Consider the following 15,317-nt stretch of genomic DNA (forward strand, 5'->3'; position numbering starts at 1 on the left):
TTGCATGACAAACATCCTACAAGGGAAGCCTACCACTATAAAAGGAGGGATTTCCATGATTCCAATTCCTTCAAAACTGGAAGGTACGGAGTTTCATCTTTATAAGCTGGAACAGGAACTAAAAAGTCTGGGCTACTCAATTGGTGGCGGCTGGGAGTATGACCATGGCTATTTTGATTATGAAATCGACAGTGATGAAGGATACCAATTTTTACGTGTTCCCTTTCAGGCGGTAGATGGCCAGCTTGACTCCCAAGGTACCTCTGTGAGATTAGGAAGACCTTTTTTACTATCACATAAATACCAAAGAGGATTAGATGATAATGTGCATGTAGACAATGCAACAGCATCATTTGATCAGTTTTCCGAACCGGTTGACCCGGACGCTACTTTCCCTAAAGAGTACATCGATCTCGGCAAAACTCTGGTGAAAGAATTGGAAGCTGTACTACTCCAGGACTAATCTTTGATTACCAGAAGACTATCATCAGCCTGAATAAGCGTGAAGAGAGGAGGATTGACCATCGTATCCTCTCTTCTTTTTATGCCTATCAATAGTATCTTATTTTGTAACAGCTGGTTGCTTAATTGCTCAAAGGTCGTACCGATATAGGATTCCTCTGCATCCAGATACTTCAGCTTGCTGCCTTTTAGTTGATCAAGCATATTAAGGACAGTATTGGACATGCCATATGATACCATACTGTTGATCATGACATAGCTTGATAGCATATTGGTCTGGATAATTTCATCGGCACCTGCCCGACTGGCATTCTTGACCTGGGCCGAAGTCAGTATCTCTACAATGGTTTGAACTTCAGGATTCAAGCCTTTAACGGTCAATAATGTTAAGACGGCATTCATGTCTGCCTGGACTTCATCTTTGCTCTGATCGGATGTTATGACAACGAGTGATGCATTTTTAACATTTGCTTTTAAAAGCACCTGATCATAAATGGGATTCCCTTTAATAAAGTGGACATTTTGGTCATGTAGTGGGTTTTGCTGCAAGGTCTGATCGATTAAGACAACCCCCACAGGCTTCTTTACAAGCTCTTTTATATGCATCAAAGACTCTTTGACCCTCTCATTCCAACCGACAATTATGATATGTCCTTCACCTTTATACTCCACTTTGCCCTCCAAATAAGCATTTTGTGTAGCCACAGCACTAGCTGCAAGCGCAACAAAATACGTAGTCACAAAACCTGTCCCGAAAAATATCAATAGTATGGCCAAGGATCTCCCGGTAACTGTAACGGGTACGTAATCTCCATAGCCAAGTGTCGCCGTTGTTACAATGGCCCACCATATCCCATCAAATATTGCGGGGAACTCAGCCGGTTCGATAAAATGTATCAGCACTCCAAATGAGATATTTATGATGAAAATAATACAAAGAATTCTAATGATTACTGGCCAATGAACAAAGGCGAATAAAAATGATGAATTACTCTTGAGATTTTTCATGATTCCTTTTCCTCATCAGATACAAAGGATAGCACTTCTTTGAGGATCAGATTGATTTTTTTTGTCAGGGCGCTTTCTCCATATTTCTCTTTTCCTGCCTGGATAAGTGCAATGACCTCATCTTCATATTCAATAATCGCTTTGTCTTCTTCAGCTTCATTATAGAACTCAATAAAACGGTCCAGGCTTTCATTCATCTTGTCTATTGCATCACTTAAGGCTTCTTTTTCATCAGGTTTCAGCTTCATTATGTTCACCTCTTTTTATATTCTTGACAATAGAGGCAAGGGCTTAAACTTTGGAGGCATAAATAAGAGGAAAAAAGCAAAAATATAAAGATGAAGAACAAAGAAAAAATGCAGGAGGGATAATAATGGAAACAAAACGTGTGAAACAGATCCTTTCATCATCAGCCGACATAAATGTAACCTTTCAAGGAACAGAGGTATGGATCGATTCCCTGAGCGAGGACGGCCGAACTGCCACCGTTCACCTTCGCGGACCGGGTGAAGAGAGAACAACAGTAGATATACATGATTTACAGGAAGTGGAACGATAAAAGCAGGAGACTCAGATGTTGAGTCTCTTTTATTTTTGCAATGTGCTCACCAAAGTTTGCTTGTGTTAGTTCAAGGGTAAATTCCTATTAAAACGACGAGATGAGATATATGACATCATTTAATGAAACAGCTATCATTTCCTATGTAGAATCCAGAATTAAAGATTATAGGAAGGAGATGGACTCAACCGCTCCTGGTGAATTGCAGCACGATATCATTCTAGGTAAGATGGAGGCATTTAACGAATTTTTGGAGCACTTTGGTTATGAAAGAATGCAGTTGAAATAAATTCATGAACTCACTTACATAAAGAAAGCGGAGGACTCAAATTTGAGCCCTCCGCTTCTTTATATCTAATTTTTGTGTCCGGTCAATCGATCAACTGCATTTGCAATTGCGCCATCTCCGGTAACGTTACAGGCCGTACCAAAGCTATCCTGCGCCAGATACAGGGCAATCATCAGTGAAACCAGTGTCTGATCAAAGCCAAGCATCGTCTGCAAAAGTCCCAGTGCGGCCATTACAGCGCCACCAGGAACTCCTGGTGCAGCAATCATCGTGACACCAAGCATAAGAATGAACTGCAGGATGGTTGCGAACGAATAATCCATCCCATTGATAAACATGACTGCCATTGCACAGGAGACGATGGTGATTGTCCTGCCTGAAAGATGAATGGTGGCAAGTAGTGGGACAGTGAAATCCGCTGTCTTCTCTTTAACGCCCATTTTCTTTGCACGCTCGAGCGTAACAGGAATGGTAGATGCGGATGACTGGGTGCCAAGTGCAGTGAAATAAGCCGGCAGCATCGTCTTAAGCATCTTAAATGGATTTTTCTTAGAAATTGTCCCACTTAACGTATATTGGAAAAGGAGCATGACAATGTGAAGCAGAATAATCAAGATGAAAACCTTGGCGAATACGGTAATGATTGTTTGGACTTGACCGCCATAGGTCATATTCGCAAAAATTCCTAATATATGAAACGGTAAGAGTGGAATAATGATTTTTGAAATCACAAGCTCGATAATCTGTCTGAATTCCACCATCACTGTTTTTAGTGCATTCCCTTTGATAGCAGCCATTCCAAGACCAAGCGTGAAGGCGATAACCAATGAGGTCATCACTTCCAATGGTGCAGGGATTTCAAGCTTAAAGAAAGGTGCAAGCAGAGATTCTTCGGGATTTTCAAAAGCCTTAGACAAATTTGCATTTTTCAAAAGCAAAGGAAAAAGAAAGCTTGCTGCAAAGAATGCCAATAGGCCAGCCGCAACAGTGGATAGGTATGCCAATCCTGTTGTGATCCCTAACAGTTTTCCGGCCCCCTTGCCCAGTTCCCCGATACCAGGTGCAATGAATGCAATGATAATAAGCGGGATGGCAAAACCAAGAAAGTTTCCGAAAATCTCATTAAAGGTTACAAAGATTTTAATCAACCACTGTGGTGCAAAGTTCCCAACGATAATACCTAAGAGAATAGCTAAAATGATTCTGGGTAAAAGTCCGAATTTTTTCATGTTGTCCTCCCTAAAAATACAGTTGTCTCTTCTTGGAAAAGCTATTGTACTATGTTACAACATATAATCATAAAAAGGGAAGAATAATATTTCCTGTATTTCAAATAAATTTTTTCCAGATGAAAAAAATTTATTTGTATAGGTTTATATTTTGGATTATCTTGGGTACACTACTACAGAAATTCACCATCGTTGCAGTTTTTTGCTGCATAATCTTCATTGCCGTTTTCCAGCAACACCGTCACATAAAGATGGAAGTTACTAGCAAAACCAAATAAAACTTGATTTTTAAAAGATTAACCTCTATGATTAAGTTAATTGTTTTTGTTCGGTAAGGCTGATAGAAGGAATTTACTTCAACGTTTTTCGTCTTGAAAGATTATGCAGAGCAAGAATGGTAATACAATTGTGGATTCATCCACTGTAGGAGGAAACATTATGTTACAAGGTAAAGTAAAATGGTTCAACGCTGAAAAAGGTTTCGGTTTCATCGAAGTAGAAGGACAAGACGATGTATTCGTACACTTCTCTGCTATCCAAGGCGAAGGTTTCAAATCTTTAGAAGAAGGTCAAACTGTATCTTTCGAAATCGAACAAGGCGCTCGTGGACCACAAGCAACTAACGTTCAAAAGTAATAGTTTTTGACGAGGAAAAGCTCCCTTTATAGGGGGCTTTTTTTTTGTTTTTTTTGGATTCGTGCTGATTTTGATAGGTGGAGGGATGCTCAAGACCAGGGCCAGACCCTTGCGTTGTTGATTGGTTGTAGGTTAGGGATGGAGTGGTGTTGGGTTTTGTTTGTGTTGATGGGGAAGGAGGGTCAGGCCCCGTACTGTTGATCTTGCGGTTTTGAAGCAGTTGACGTTTGGGAGGGATGGGTTTTTAGGTTTTGTGCGGGAGGGACGCACAAGACCAGGGCCAGACCCTTGCGTTGTTGATTGGTTGTAGGTGAAGGATGAAGCGGTTTTGAGATTTGTTTGTGTTGATGTGGTAGGAGGGTCAGGCCCCGTCTGTTGATCTTGCGGTTTTAAAGCTGCTGACGTTTGGGAGGGATGGGTTTTTAGGTTTTGTGCGAGAGGGATGCTCAAGACCAGGGCCAGACCCTTGCGGTGTTGATTGTTTGTAGGTTAGGGATAGGGTGGGATTGAGTTTTGTTTGAATTGATTGGGAAGGAGGGTCTGGCCCCGTTCTGTTGGTCTTGCGGTTTTGAAGCTGCTGACGTTTGGGAGGGATGGGTTTTTAGGTTTTGTGCGGGAGGGATGCACAAGACCAGGGCCAGACCCTTGCGTTGTTGATTGTTTGTAGGTGAAGGATGGAGCGGTCTTAAGGTTTTTTTGTGGGGATGTGGTAGGAGGGTCAGGCCCCGTACTGTTGATCTTGCGGTTTTGAAGCAGTTGACGTTTGGGAGGGATGGGTTTTTAGGTTTTGTGCGAGAGGGATGCACAAGACCAGGGCCAGATCCTTGCGTTGTTGATTGGTTGTAGGTGAAGGATGGAGCGGTCTTAAGATTTGTTTGTGTTGATGTGTAGGAGGGTCAGGCCCCATCCTCTCTATTAAAAATATGCTAGGGCATTATGCTCATTTTAAACACATCTCTATCATTTTCTTTCTATAATATATGGAAGTCTCTTTAAGGTTTAATAGAGTAAGGATGGGGACGTAGTATAACTAGGAGGTTGTTTGATGGATATAGAAGGGTTGTTTGATTTGAGTGGGAGAACAGCGATTGTTACAGGGGGAGGTAAGGGGCTTGGTGCACAGATAGCCCATGGTTTGGCAGAGGCAGGTGCAAATGTTGTAGTGTGCTCGCGAGACTTTGCTGCTTGCAAGGAGGTAAGTGAGGAGCTTGAGCAGAAAGGTATTCGCTCCTTGGCACTTTCGTGTGATGTGACAAAGTCGGAGGACATTAAGCTAGTGGTAGATACTGTACTTGAGCAATTTGGAACAATTGATATTTTAGTCAATAATAGTGGCACTTCCTGGATGGCGCCGACGCTGGATTTACCAGAGGATAAATGGGATAAGGTCATGAATGTCAATCTAAAGGGAGTATTCCTGTTCAGCCAAGCAGTTGCAAGAGTGATGGTTAAGCAGGGCAGCGGAAAGATTATCAATATTGCCTCCATTTCCGGATTAGGAGGAACATCCCCATCGATTATGGACACAATTGCGTACAACACGAGTAAAGGTGGTGTCATCACTTTTACAAAGGACCTTGCTGTGAAATTGGCACAGCACAATATTCAGGTAAATGCGATTGCTCCAGGAATGTTTCCGACTAAGATTACGAAAAAAGTACTGGAAAAGTCCGCACCTGACTTGATGCAGCAAATACCTGCCAAACGCTTCGGAAATGAAGATGATCTGAAAGGAGCGGCAGTCTTTTTGGCTTCAAAAGCTTCCGATTACTGTTTAGGACATGTGTTGGTAATGGATGGCGGAATGACAGCATTAATTTAAAGAAGGATGTGAATATACTTGGCAAATCGTAATAGCGTTGCAATGGAGAACCTTATAAAAAAGGGGATATCATTGGAAAAACAGCTGAATGAACTGATTCAGACTCAGTTGAACCGGGAAGATATTGCGCAATATGGGGACTTGGGTAGTGAATTACTTGCAAGAAGAATGAGGAGTGTAAAGGAAAATGTTGAACTTCTTTCCTTTCAATTTAATTTTCCGACGAAAAATGATATGGCAAATTTAGCGAGATTGATGATACAGCTCGAGGAAAAGATGGATAACATCGAAGGGCAGTTGGCAAAGCTTTCTGTTTCATTGGAGCAAGTGGAACGAAAAGTACAAAGGCAATCCTATCAAAACGAGAGGAAAGATCATGTTTCCCCGCGGTTCAAAGCCAAGGAAGGAGACGTTGTGCTTTCAAAGAAACCAGGCAAGGATTCAAAAGTGATACAAATGGAGAGGTGGTTTTCTCTTTGACTTCTGAAAATCTATCAAAATGGAAAAAAGAAATGCAGGAATACAATAAACTTCCATATAGTGATGGGGTCACACGAAGACATGCGATATGGAAAAAAAATAAAGCGACCCTATGGTATTATCCAGCAAAAGAAAAAAAATACAAGGTCCCTCTGTTTCTTATCTATTCATTGGTGAACCGCCCATTTATTTTAGACTTGGGTCACGGAAGAAGTTCCATTGAAGCTTTTGTCCAAAATGGATACGATGTATACTTATTAGATTTTGGAATCCCAGGATTAGAGGATCGGAATCTATCCATTGACGACTATGTAAAAGAGTATATTCAAAGAGGTGTTCAACGTGCATTAAAGCATGCGCAAGCGGATGAGATCACCGTATTCGGATATTGTCTGGGTGGAACACTTGCGGCAATATACTGCGCATTGGCTAAAGAACCGATAAAAAATCTGATACTCATCGTAACTCCAATTGATTTTGAAAGGATTCCATTCTTTGACTCCTGGATACAGGCGTTGAGAGAAGAGCGGGTTTCTTTTGACAAGTATATCGAAGAAATGGGAATTATCCCTGGTCCCAAAGTGGAAGCAGGCATGCGCCTTCTGACATCGCCCATCTATTATAGCCCCTACCTCTCTCTGCTTCGTAAAGCACAAGACCGGGAATATGTTGATAAATGGATTCGCTTCAACACCTGGACAAAAGGTCATATTCCCTTAACTGCAAAAACTGCCATACAGATAAATACCGATCTAGTAAAAGAAAATAAGCTTATTCGAGGAAACTTGGAAATAAATGAAAAAAACGTGGATCTCGCAGCAATTCGTGCCAATTTGCTGGTTGTTGTAACAGAGGGAGACCGTTTAGTTCCTAAAGAACAATGTCTACCGATTTTGAACGCGGTTACAAGTCCAGATAAAAGCTGTGAAATCCTGCAGGGTGGACATACTGGTACGACAGTAAAAGATGGAAAACTGCCTGATTTTCTAGCTTCATGGCTTCCAGAACGATCATCTCCATTAGGGAGGGAAGTGTAATGTTTCTATTGCTTGAATGTAATAAAATAATAGATCCGTATCTTGAATATATGGGAATTGGTGCAATAGTATTTAAACAGTTTTTTTTGGAAATTAAATAGTGAAAAGGGAAGCCCATAGACTAGAAATCTCGGCTTCCTTTCTTTATGCACACTTATCGGTAAATAATGTAATATTTTTCAGGGGATTTATTATATTACGCTAAAGTTTATAGTATAAGGTTGAGACCACCAAAAGTGTCGAAAAGCTAATGAAATAAAGGTTTTACGGTATGAAAAGGGCAGAAATTGCAGGTGAAAAGCAACGTGGGAAGTGGTTATATAATAGCTTTTAGAGTTAAAATATCAGAGTGTACGTAAATATTGGAGGGATATCCAACAGTAACAAGGTGTAAAAAGTCTATTTTAAAAGATATAATATTAACAGTACAAGTTTTAATGTGCATGATATTACATCTTTTTTCCTAGATGTTCGATATGCACCAAACTACTAGATACATATACTAGTTTTCTTAATCATTTGTCAGGAATGGGGCATTTGAGAAAGGAATGAAAATGAATAATTTTATTAAAGTGGATCAAGCCGAAAAAAACCATAGTAAATTTAAGAAAACAAATTCTTTTAGCAGTCGATCAAATGGCTATATCCTGTTTGATGGGAATAAAAGAATTAGTTTTATTAATGATGAAGCGATGAACCTTTTAAAGCTTGATGCGTGCCCAATAAACGGCCAGCATATAATTTCCATATTTCAATTTGAATTATCCTCTATTATTGATAACCACATAGATAGTGTAATCAAGGAAAGCAGATTTGAGCAATTTGATTTAATGTTCTCTGAATTATCCGTACAGTGGCTAAGGTTTATGATATTCCCTTCTTTGGCAGGAGAATACACGCTGATGATTCTTGATATTACAGAAGAATACATACATAAACAAAGAATTTCGGAAACACATGAGATCAATTCCAGCCTCAATGAGACTGCGATGAAGCTGAACAAGACAGAGTCGCCTAAGGAATTACTGGATTTGCAGAAAACCATTATTCATCTTATGCAGAATGAACAGAAGTTGCGCGATATATTCGAAGGGGCGCAGGTAGGAATCATGATTCTGGATAATGAAGGGAATATTGTAGACACCAATCCTGCAGCTTGCTCGATTCTTGGAATAAAGGAAGAAGAGTGCAGGTCTCTCCAGGTGAAAAAATTTGTGAGTGATTCAAACCAGACTCCTTTAAAAGAACACTGGAGTAATCTATTGTCCTTAGGAAAAACGCATTCTGATGAGTATATGATTAATCGGCCGGATCAGACGGAAAGAATCATCAGTTTTTTCGCTTCCAAAGATATTTATCAAGCTCACCATTTGATTATCTTTCATGATATAACTCTGCAAAAAAGTATCGAGCAATCGCTTATAAATGAAAAGAATGTAGCGGAAAAATCAAATAGAACGAAAACGAACTTCCTGGCAATGATTAGTCATGAGTTGCGAACACCTTTGAATTCCATTATAGGCTTTGCTCAAATACTGGATGATGATAAAAAAGATCCTCTTTCGGCCAAGCAGGAATATCGGTTAGGTAAAATTCTGTATTCCAGTAAACATCTGCTTCAATTAATTAATAACATTCTCGAATTGGTAAGGATTGATTCCAAGCCTGATATGGCTGATGACAATTACAAGCCTGTCAATGTCAAAGATGCGATTTATGATTGCATACAACTATTGAAAAATAATGCATTGGATAAAAAGATCTTGATTTTTGTGGAAAAAGACCTGGAGGATGTGACGGTATTGGTTGATCCGATACGGTTTCAACAGGTCGTCGTTAATCTGCTGTCAAATGCTATTAAATATAATAGAGTGGAAGGTTCTGTTTCCCTATATTGGAAAGTGACGGGGCACTACCTGGCACTTTTTGTGAAAGATACGGGAATAGGAATTCCAAAAGAGCTGCAAGAAAAGATTTTTGAACCTTTTTACCGGATATTCCATGCAGACTTTAATATTGAAGGAACTGGAATTGGTTTGACCCTGGTGAAACAGAATGTACTGGAGATGAAAGGTAGAGTTGGGGTTTGCAGCCAAGAACATGAAGGAAGTACATTTTGGGTGAAGATCCCTATTTAATTTTACGGAAAGAAAGGGGTTTTCTTCGATTGAAGCCAATAAATCTCATTATTGTTGATGACAATCAGGATTCTCTTGAAATACTTAAATTTTTTATAAGTCAGTTAAGAGACTTTAAAATAATCGATATTTGTAAAAATGGAGAACAGCTGATCGAGAGTGTTATGAAAAACAAACCGGAGTTAGTGATTGCAGATATTAACATGCCGAATAAAAATGGACTAGAAGCAATTAAGGATTGCCTGGTTTTTGCGCCGGATTTAAAATTCATTTTTGCAACAGGGTACAATGAATTTGCTGTAGAAGCTTTTGCAATCTCGGCAGTGGATTATATCGTAAAGCCGGTAGAAAAAATCAGGGTGTACAAAGCTTTGGAGAGAGCGAAAGCAATCATATTGAACAATAGGGAAGCTGGGGAGCTTTCGGGCAACAAGAGACTTCCTGTCCGTTCTAACAGTTCTTTTTATTATATTGCATTCAATGATATCATTTTTATTGAAAAATCAGGAAAAAAGTGCATTATCTATACCGTCAATCAAACAGTCGAAACCTATGAAAATATCAGCGATATCTACAAGCAGCTAGACAGTAATTTCTACCGTACCCATCGCTCCTATATCGTGAATTTGCGTATGCTATCACATATTACACCTAAAAATGAAACCTATTTTGCCTATTTTATCAACCACGAGAAATACGCACATATTTCTAAGCTCAAGATCAATGAAGTTCAGGAAATGCTTGCTCAGATTACGAACATTTAAGGTGAATATTTCGTAATCTGAGTTTTTTGCGGTCAACCCAAGACTTGTCCCTATAATGTAGGCCCAAAAGGGTTGAAATGCTAAGGAACAGGGCTGAAAGGCAATGTTTTAACACTCAAAGGCTGATAATTCATTGGACAAAAGTGAAACGTTTCCGATAAGATTTACGTATAGAGGTTAGATAGATAACATGAATCTATTTTCCAATTACTTCCGTTCCACTATATTAGGATTTTTAAAAAGATGAAAAGCTATCTTATTTAAATATTCGTTTATGACACAAACTATCTAGCGAATGGTTGGCAGCTCTACAGAACAGAATAAGATAACTTAGATCAGCTATTTAGAAAATCCTAACGCTTGGGAGGGAATCTAATGGATTTATTAAGTAATGAATCACTGATGGAAGTATATGAAGCAGCAAAAACGAACAATCTTAATGAAGATTTCTTAAAGTTGATTATAGAAGAAATAAAGAGAAGAAATATTGAACTACCAATTTCACATACATAGATAAATAGATAATACGTATAAAAAGATGTGCGGATATAGATACATCTTTTTTGTCATACTCTAAAAAATACTTCAATTACTATGGTTCAATCATCAAGAAGGAGGATTTTTATGTATATCGTTCATTCGACATTTAAAGTACCACAAGAAAAAGCAGATGAAGTGATTGCCATTTATCATAACCGGTCAGGGCTGGTGGAGAAAGCGGAAGGGTTCCACCGTTTCCTTTTGCTTCAAAATGAAAAGAAGACAGAAGAATTGACGGTATTTATGGAATGGGATTCCAAGGAATCGTTTATGGATTGGGTGCAGGGCGAGGATTATAAACGCATTCATGAGCTGGAAAAGAAGTATCCGGACCAAGAGTTGGCAGCAATTATTCCGACTATCACCAGATATAAGGTTGTGGCAACATGACCAAACTGATATTGTCTCCTACCGTACAAAAAATAAAAGCCGATATCGGCGAGATAGATGTAACGCCCATAGTTGAAAAAGTGGTTGAAAAGATGTACCGGGACTTCCCCTCCCTGAAAGAAAAGTTTGGGGAAAAAGGGAAAGAGCGAACAATAGAAGACAACTTCTATCATTTCTTATATCTGAATACCGCTTATAAACTGAATGACACCAACACCTTTACCGAATACGCTACATGGCTGAACAGTGTATTGGTCAGCAGAGGGTTAACGACGGAGATGATCATCTATAACTTCAAGAAAATCCAAGAATGCATGCCCGGGATATTGGAGCCTGAGGTGGAAAAGAAATTCATGGACTATTTGGAAGCTGGTATACAGTCCTTAAAGGAAGTCGCAGATCAAGAATAATAAGAAACAGTGCGGGTAATAATTGCACTGTTTTTTTCCTTTAGGGTTATTTAGCCTATCTAAATAATATACTTATCAAAAGCGGTGTTTTGAGCATTGAAATATACGGTGCACAAGGGGGAACTAGCATGAAAAAGTATAAAATCATTTTTTATGGCGTACTCATCAGTTTCTTTCTGTCTGTTCTTTATTCCATTTATATCCACTTATCAGACCCGACCTGGGGGGATCTGGCCGCAGTAGCATCCTTCATTTTCATCTTTCCATCTGCACTTGTTCTGACCTTATTGATTCAGCTGGGCTACCTGATTTATTGCAGGAAATCCAAAAGTAGATAAAAGATACTCTTATACAGCTTTCCACTTCACAGGATTGTCAACTTTCTATCCGCTATTGCGCCCGGAAATCCATTATAATACAGAAAACAACTAGCAAATATTAAGGTGGTTTATATTCTATGAAAAAGACGCCGATCGATCGATTCCGAGTAATGGGACTTATTGAAGGGGGCTCGCTTCTACTCTTGATGTTCATTGCCATGCCGATAAAATATGGCTTGGATATTCCGGAGGTGGTAAGTGTAGTCGGGGCAATCCATGGATTCCTTTTCATCACCTATCTTTTCGTAATCGCCTATGTAACGTATAAAGTCAGATGGTCCTTTAAATGGATAATGGGTGCAGTAATCGCAGCGTTTATCCCGTTTGGAAATATAATTTTGGACTCCTATCTGAAAAAATCCACTCTAGTAAACTGACCCTTCATCTCGGGGGTCAGTTTTTTGATGCAGTTTATTATTTGTTTCTGTTTCAATGACTTATAATGAATGCAGATATATCGTCAAAGGGGTTGTCGTATTGAAGCTTCGTCCTGTTCTATCGATTCTTGCGTTTTTTTCGTTGTACAATTTATTCGTTTACTATCTTGGCTGGAATGTGTGGATCTGGGCAAGCACCGCCTTAAATTGGGAACACCCCATCCTTTATAGCCTTATTGTAGCAATAATCGCGTATTCCTATATTCTCGGAAGGCTGTTGAAGGTCCTTAGTTTTCTCTCCATCATCGGCTCCTATTGGTTTGCAGTGGTGCAATACGGTCTGCTTCTGTTCCCTATAGCCAATTTAACGGTATTCCTGCTGAAGTGGAGTCCATTATCAGCAGAAGCTGCAATCATGTGGACCGGAAATATCACTTTGATCATCTTCATGCTTCTTATGGCATTAGGAACGTTCAACGCATACAGTCCGGTAATTAGAAGCTATGAGATATCTATACCTAAAAAGATGATAAACCATAAGGAACTGAAAATAGCTGTGGCATCTGACATGCATTTTGGAAAGTTATCCGGAAGGGCGCATGTGAATCGTCTCGTAAAAACTGTGGAAAGTATAAATCCGGATTTAATCCTGCTTCCTGGGGATATAATTGATGACGATCCAAAGCAATTTGTACGGAAGCAAATGGGTGAGATTCTCAAAAACCTGCATGCTCCATTGGGGATATATGGGGTACTAGGCAACCACGAGTATTACGGAAGAGAGATTCCGGCATTTTTAGAGGAAATGAAGAAGCTTGATATCCGCATTCTCATGGATGAAGTCATTCAAGTCGAGGATAGCTTTTATATAGTGGGCAGGAAAGATAAAACAGACTCCAAAAGAAAGTCCATCAAGGATTTAGTAGAGAAACTGGATCATGGCCTCCCCATCATCGCCATGGATCATCAGCCGACCCAGCTAAAGGAAGCAGAAGAAAGTGGTATTGATATTATTTTGTCGGGTCACACTCACAGAGGGCAAATGATGCCCAATCACCTCATTACAAAAAGGATGTTCGAATTGGATTGGGGCTACCTGAAGAAAAATAGCTTACATGCTATCGTTTCCTCTGGGTTCGGGTTTTGGGGGCCGCCGATACGAATTGGCAGCAGATCAGAGGTATTGGAATTAAAGGTCACCTTCTTACAGGAAAATTAACATGAAGTGAATAGACTCAAATGGGTCTATTTTTTTTACAAACGATAATGAAGTATAATGAATCTGGTGTAAATAGAAGAAAAATGAGGGTACAGCATGAAAAATAGTTTTAGAGACTTCCAATTAAGTGAAGAGATAGTTAGCGCTCTTGAAAAATTAAGATATACAGTTCCGACGGAAGTCCAGGAAAAAGTGCTTCCGAATGCAATGGAAAAGAAGGATCTGGTCGTGAAATCACAGACAGGCAGCGGCAAAACAGCAGCATTTGGCATACCGCTTTGTGATCTTGTAGAGTGGGAGGAGAATAAGCCTCAGGCACTCGTTCTGACTCCAACCCGTGAGCTTGCGGCTCAGGTCAAAGAGGACATAACGAATATCGGCAGGTTCAAGCGGGTTAAAGCTACCGCCATCTATGGCAAGCAGCCTTTTGATAGACAGAAGCTGGAGTTGAAGCAAAAGTCCCATGTGGTGGTGGGGACACCTGGCAGGGTGCTCGATCATATGGAAAAAGGGACGTTCGACGTGGAGCGTTTAAAATATCTTGTTATAGATGAAGCGGATGAAATGTTAAATATGGGATTTATTGATCAGGTGGAAGCCATTATCCAAAAGTTGCCCATCGATAGGGTGACGATGCTATTCTCCGCAACATTACCAGAGGATGTCGAGCAACTTTCTCTTAAATATATGAAAACGCCAACTCATATTGAAATAAAAGGTACAGGAATCACAACAGATAAAATTGAGCATGCAGTTATTGAAGTTCAGGAGAATGATAAGTTTTCACTGTTGAAGGCTGTTACAACAGTGGAGAACCCGGATAGCTGTATCGTTTTTTGCAGAACTCAGATTCAGGTGGATGATGTATATCGTCAATTAGATCGAGCGGGCTATCCGTGTGACAAGCTGCATGGAGGCCTTGTGCAAGAGGATCGTTTTGCCGTTATGAATGATTTCAAACTAGGGAGATTCCGCTATCTGGTTGCGACGGACGTTGCGGCAAGAGGGATTGATATCGCAAATGTTTCCCTTGTGATTAATTACGACCTGCCGATGGAAAAGGAGAGCTATGTCCATCGAACAGGTAGGACCGCTCGTGCAGGAAATTCCGGAAAAGCCATTACATTCGTTACTCCATATGAAGAAAAATTCCTGGCAGAAATCGAATCGTATATTGGATTTAAGATAACGAAAAGAGAAGCTCCAACTAAAGAAATGGTTTCTGGGGCAACATCTGAATTTGATATGAAAATAAATACACGCCCAACTATTAAAGAAGCAAAAAGTGCGAAACTGGACAAGGATATCATGAAGCTCTATTTCAATGGTGGAAAGAAAAAGAAAATCAGAGCGGTCGATTTTGTTGGCACCATATCCAAAATACCAGGAGTGGCTGCAGGTGACATAGGCATCATCACCATTCAGGATAATGTCACCTATGTTGATATTTTGAATGGAAAGGGTCCGATTGTGCTAAAAGCGATGAAGCACACCACAATAAAAGGAAAAATGCTGAAGGTTCATGAGGCTCGACAATAATTCTTAGTTGACAAATCGGGATTATCGGGTTTATGATG

At 39.8% G+C, this 15,317-nt stretch carries 19 protein-coding genes; 16 read left to right on the forward strand and 3 right to left on the reverse strand.

Going from position 1 to position 15,317, the window contains the following annotated elements; all coding sequences use genetic code 11:
- Positions 1-55 precede the first annotated feature (55 nt).
- Positions 56-463 (forward strand): YugN-like family protein, encoded by a 408-nt coding sequence (locus ACQCT5_RS10855; protein ID WP_499641736.1) that lies wholly within the window; start codon positions 56-58, stop codon positions 461-463.
- Here ACQCT5_RS10855 and ACQCT5_RS10860 read toward each other — a convergent pair.
- Together ACQCT5_RS10860 and ACQCT5_RS10865 are read right to left on the reverse strand one after the other, a co-directional pair.
- Positions 460-1,470 carry a potassium channel family protein gene (locus ACQCT5_RS10860; protein WP_499641738.1) on the reverse strand — a complete coding sequence of 337 codons (1,011 nt, stop codon included), beginning with the start codon at positions 1,468-1,470 and terminating at the stop codon, positions 460-462. The two genes, ACQCT5_RS10855 and ACQCT5_RS10860, sit on opposite strands and share 4 nt — an antisense overlap.
- A complete protein-coding gene (locus tag ACQCT5_RS10865; protein WP_499641740.1) occupies positions 1,467-1,718 on the reverse strand; it encodes an atypical membrane-integrating protein (Mistic protein) in 252 nt (83 codons plus the stop codon). Before ACQCT5_RS10865 ends, ACQCT5_RS10860 begins: the two co-directional genes overlap by 4 nt.
- A gap of 125 nt (positions 1,719-1,843) precedes the next feature.
- Between ACQCT5_RS10865 and ACQCT5_RS10870 the strand changes: the two genes are divergently transcribed.
- A complete protein-coding gene (locus tag ACQCT5_RS10870) occupies positions 1,844-2,029 on the forward strand; it encodes an H-type small acid-soluble spore protein (RefSeq protein ID WP_417899172.1) in 186 nt (61 codons plus the stop codon).
- Positions 2,030-2,138: 109 nt separating this feature from the next.
- Entirely contained in the window at positions 2,139-2,318 is a 180-nt protein-coding gene (locus tag ACQCT5_RS10875) for a hypothetical protein (RefSeq protein ID WP_499641742.1), read from the forward strand.
- A gap of 65 nt (positions 2,319-2,383) precedes the next feature.
- Here ACQCT5_RS10875 and ACQCT5_RS10880 read toward each other — a convergent pair whose 3' ends face one another.
- On the reverse strand, positions 2,384-3,547 hold the full coding sequence (locus ACQCT5_RS10880) for a dicarboxylate/amino acid:cation symporter (protein ID WP_499641744.1): 1,164 nt from the start codon (positions 3,545-3,547) through the stop codon (positions 2,384-2,386).
- Positions 3,548-3,985: 438 nt separating this feature from the next.
- Here ACQCT5_RS10880 and ACQCT5_RS10885 point away from each other — a divergent pair, with 438 nt between their 5' ends.
- The 13 genes from ACQCT5_RS10885 to ACQCT5_RS10945 all read left to right on the forward strand — a co-directional run bounded on the left by ACQCT5_RS10885 (position 3,986) and on the right by ACQCT5_RS10945 (position 15,279).
- On the forward strand, positions 3,986-4,183 hold the full coding sequence (locus ACQCT5_RS10885; protein ID WP_204420134.1) for a cold-shock protein: 198 nt from the start codon (positions 3,986-3,988) through the stop codon (positions 4,181-4,183).
- Between the two features lie 1,045 nt (positions 4,184-5,228).
- Complete coding sequence (locus ACQCT5_RS10890; protein ID WP_499641747.1) at positions 5,229-6,005, forward strand: SDR family oxidoreductase; 777 nt, start codon at positions 5,229-5,231, stop codon at positions 6,003-6,005.
- Between the two features lie 18 nt (positions 6,006-6,023).
- Positions 6,024-6,485, forward strand: a complete 462-nt coding sequence (locus ACQCT5_RS10895) for a hypothetical protein (RefSeq protein ID WP_499641748.1) — start codon at positions 6,024-6,026, stop codon at positions 6,483-6,485.
- Positions 6,482-7,522 carry an alpha/beta fold hydrolase gene (locus ACQCT5_RS10900; RefSeq protein ID WP_499641750.1) on the forward strand — a complete coding sequence of 347 codons (1,041 nt, stop codon included), beginning with the start codon at positions 6,482-6,484 and terminating at the stop codon, positions 7,520-7,522. The genes ACQCT5_RS10895 and ACQCT5_RS10900 overlap by 4 nt, the downstream gene beginning before the upstream one ends.
- A 554-nt stretch (positions 7,523-8,076) precedes the next feature.
- A complete protein-coding gene (locus ACQCT5_RS10905) occupies positions 8,077-9,660 on the forward strand; it encodes a PAS domain-containing sensor histidine kinase (RefSeq protein WP_499641751.1) in 1,584 nt (527 codons plus the stop codon).
- A gap of 29 nt (positions 9,661-9,689) precedes the next feature.
- Complete coding sequence (locus ACQCT5_RS10910) at positions 9,690-10,424, forward strand: LytR/AlgR family response regulator transcription factor (RefSeq protein ID WP_499641753.1); 735 nt, start codon at positions 9,690-9,692, stop codon at positions 10,422-10,424.
- A gap of 375 nt (positions 10,425-10,799) precedes the next feature.
- Positions 10,800-10,937: a sporulation histidine kinase inhibitor Sda gene (sda, locus tag ACQCT5_RS10915; protein ID WP_499641756.1), complete on the forward strand. Its 138-nt coding sequence runs from the start codon at positions 10,800-10,802 to the stop codon at positions 10,935-10,937.
- A 111-nt stretch (positions 10,938-11,048) separates the two neighbouring features.
- On the forward strand, positions 11,049-11,354 hold the full coding sequence (locus tag ACQCT5_RS10920) for an antibiotic biosynthesis monooxygenase family protein (protein ID WP_499641758.1): 306 nt from the start codon (positions 11,049-11,051) through the stop codon (positions 11,352-11,354).
- Positions 11,351-11,764, forward strand: coding sequence for a hypothetical protein (locus ACQCT5_RS10925; protein WP_499641759.1), 414 nt, complete (start codon positions 11,351-11,353; stop codon positions 11,762-11,764). Before ACQCT5_RS10920 ends, ACQCT5_RS10925 begins: the two co-directional genes overlap by 4 nt.
- A 128-nt stretch (positions 11,765-11,892) precedes the next feature.
- On the forward strand, positions 11,893-12,102 hold the full coding sequence (locus tag ACQCT5_RS10930) for a hypothetical protein (RefSeq protein ID WP_499641761.1): 210 nt from the start codon (positions 11,893-11,895) through the stop codon (positions 12,100-12,102).
- A 119-nt stretch (positions 12,103-12,221) separates the two neighbouring features.
- Complete coding sequence (locus tag ACQCT5_RS10935; RefSeq protein ID WP_499641763.1) at positions 12,222-12,521, forward strand: DUF3817 domain-containing protein; 300 nt, start codon at positions 12,222-12,224, stop codon at positions 12,519-12,521.
- Positions 12,522-12,621: 100 nt separating this feature from the next.
- Entirely contained in the window at positions 12,622-13,740 is a 1,119-nt protein-coding gene (locus ACQCT5_RS10940) for a metallophosphoesterase (RefSeq protein ID WP_499641765.1), read from the forward strand.
- 96 nt (positions 13,741-13,836) lie between these two features.
- A complete protein-coding gene (locus ACQCT5_RS10945; protein ID WP_499641767.1) occupies positions 13,837-15,279 on the forward strand; it encodes a DEAD/DEAH box helicase in 1,443 nt (480 codons plus the stop codon).
- Positions 15,280-15,317: the final 38 nt, after the last annotated feature.

Source organism: Sutcliffiella halmapala (assembly GCF_050107295.1).
Taxonomy (GTDB): domain Bacteria; phylum Bacillota; class Bacilli; order Bacillales; family Bacillaceae_I; genus Sutcliffiella_A; species Sutcliffiella_A halmapala_A.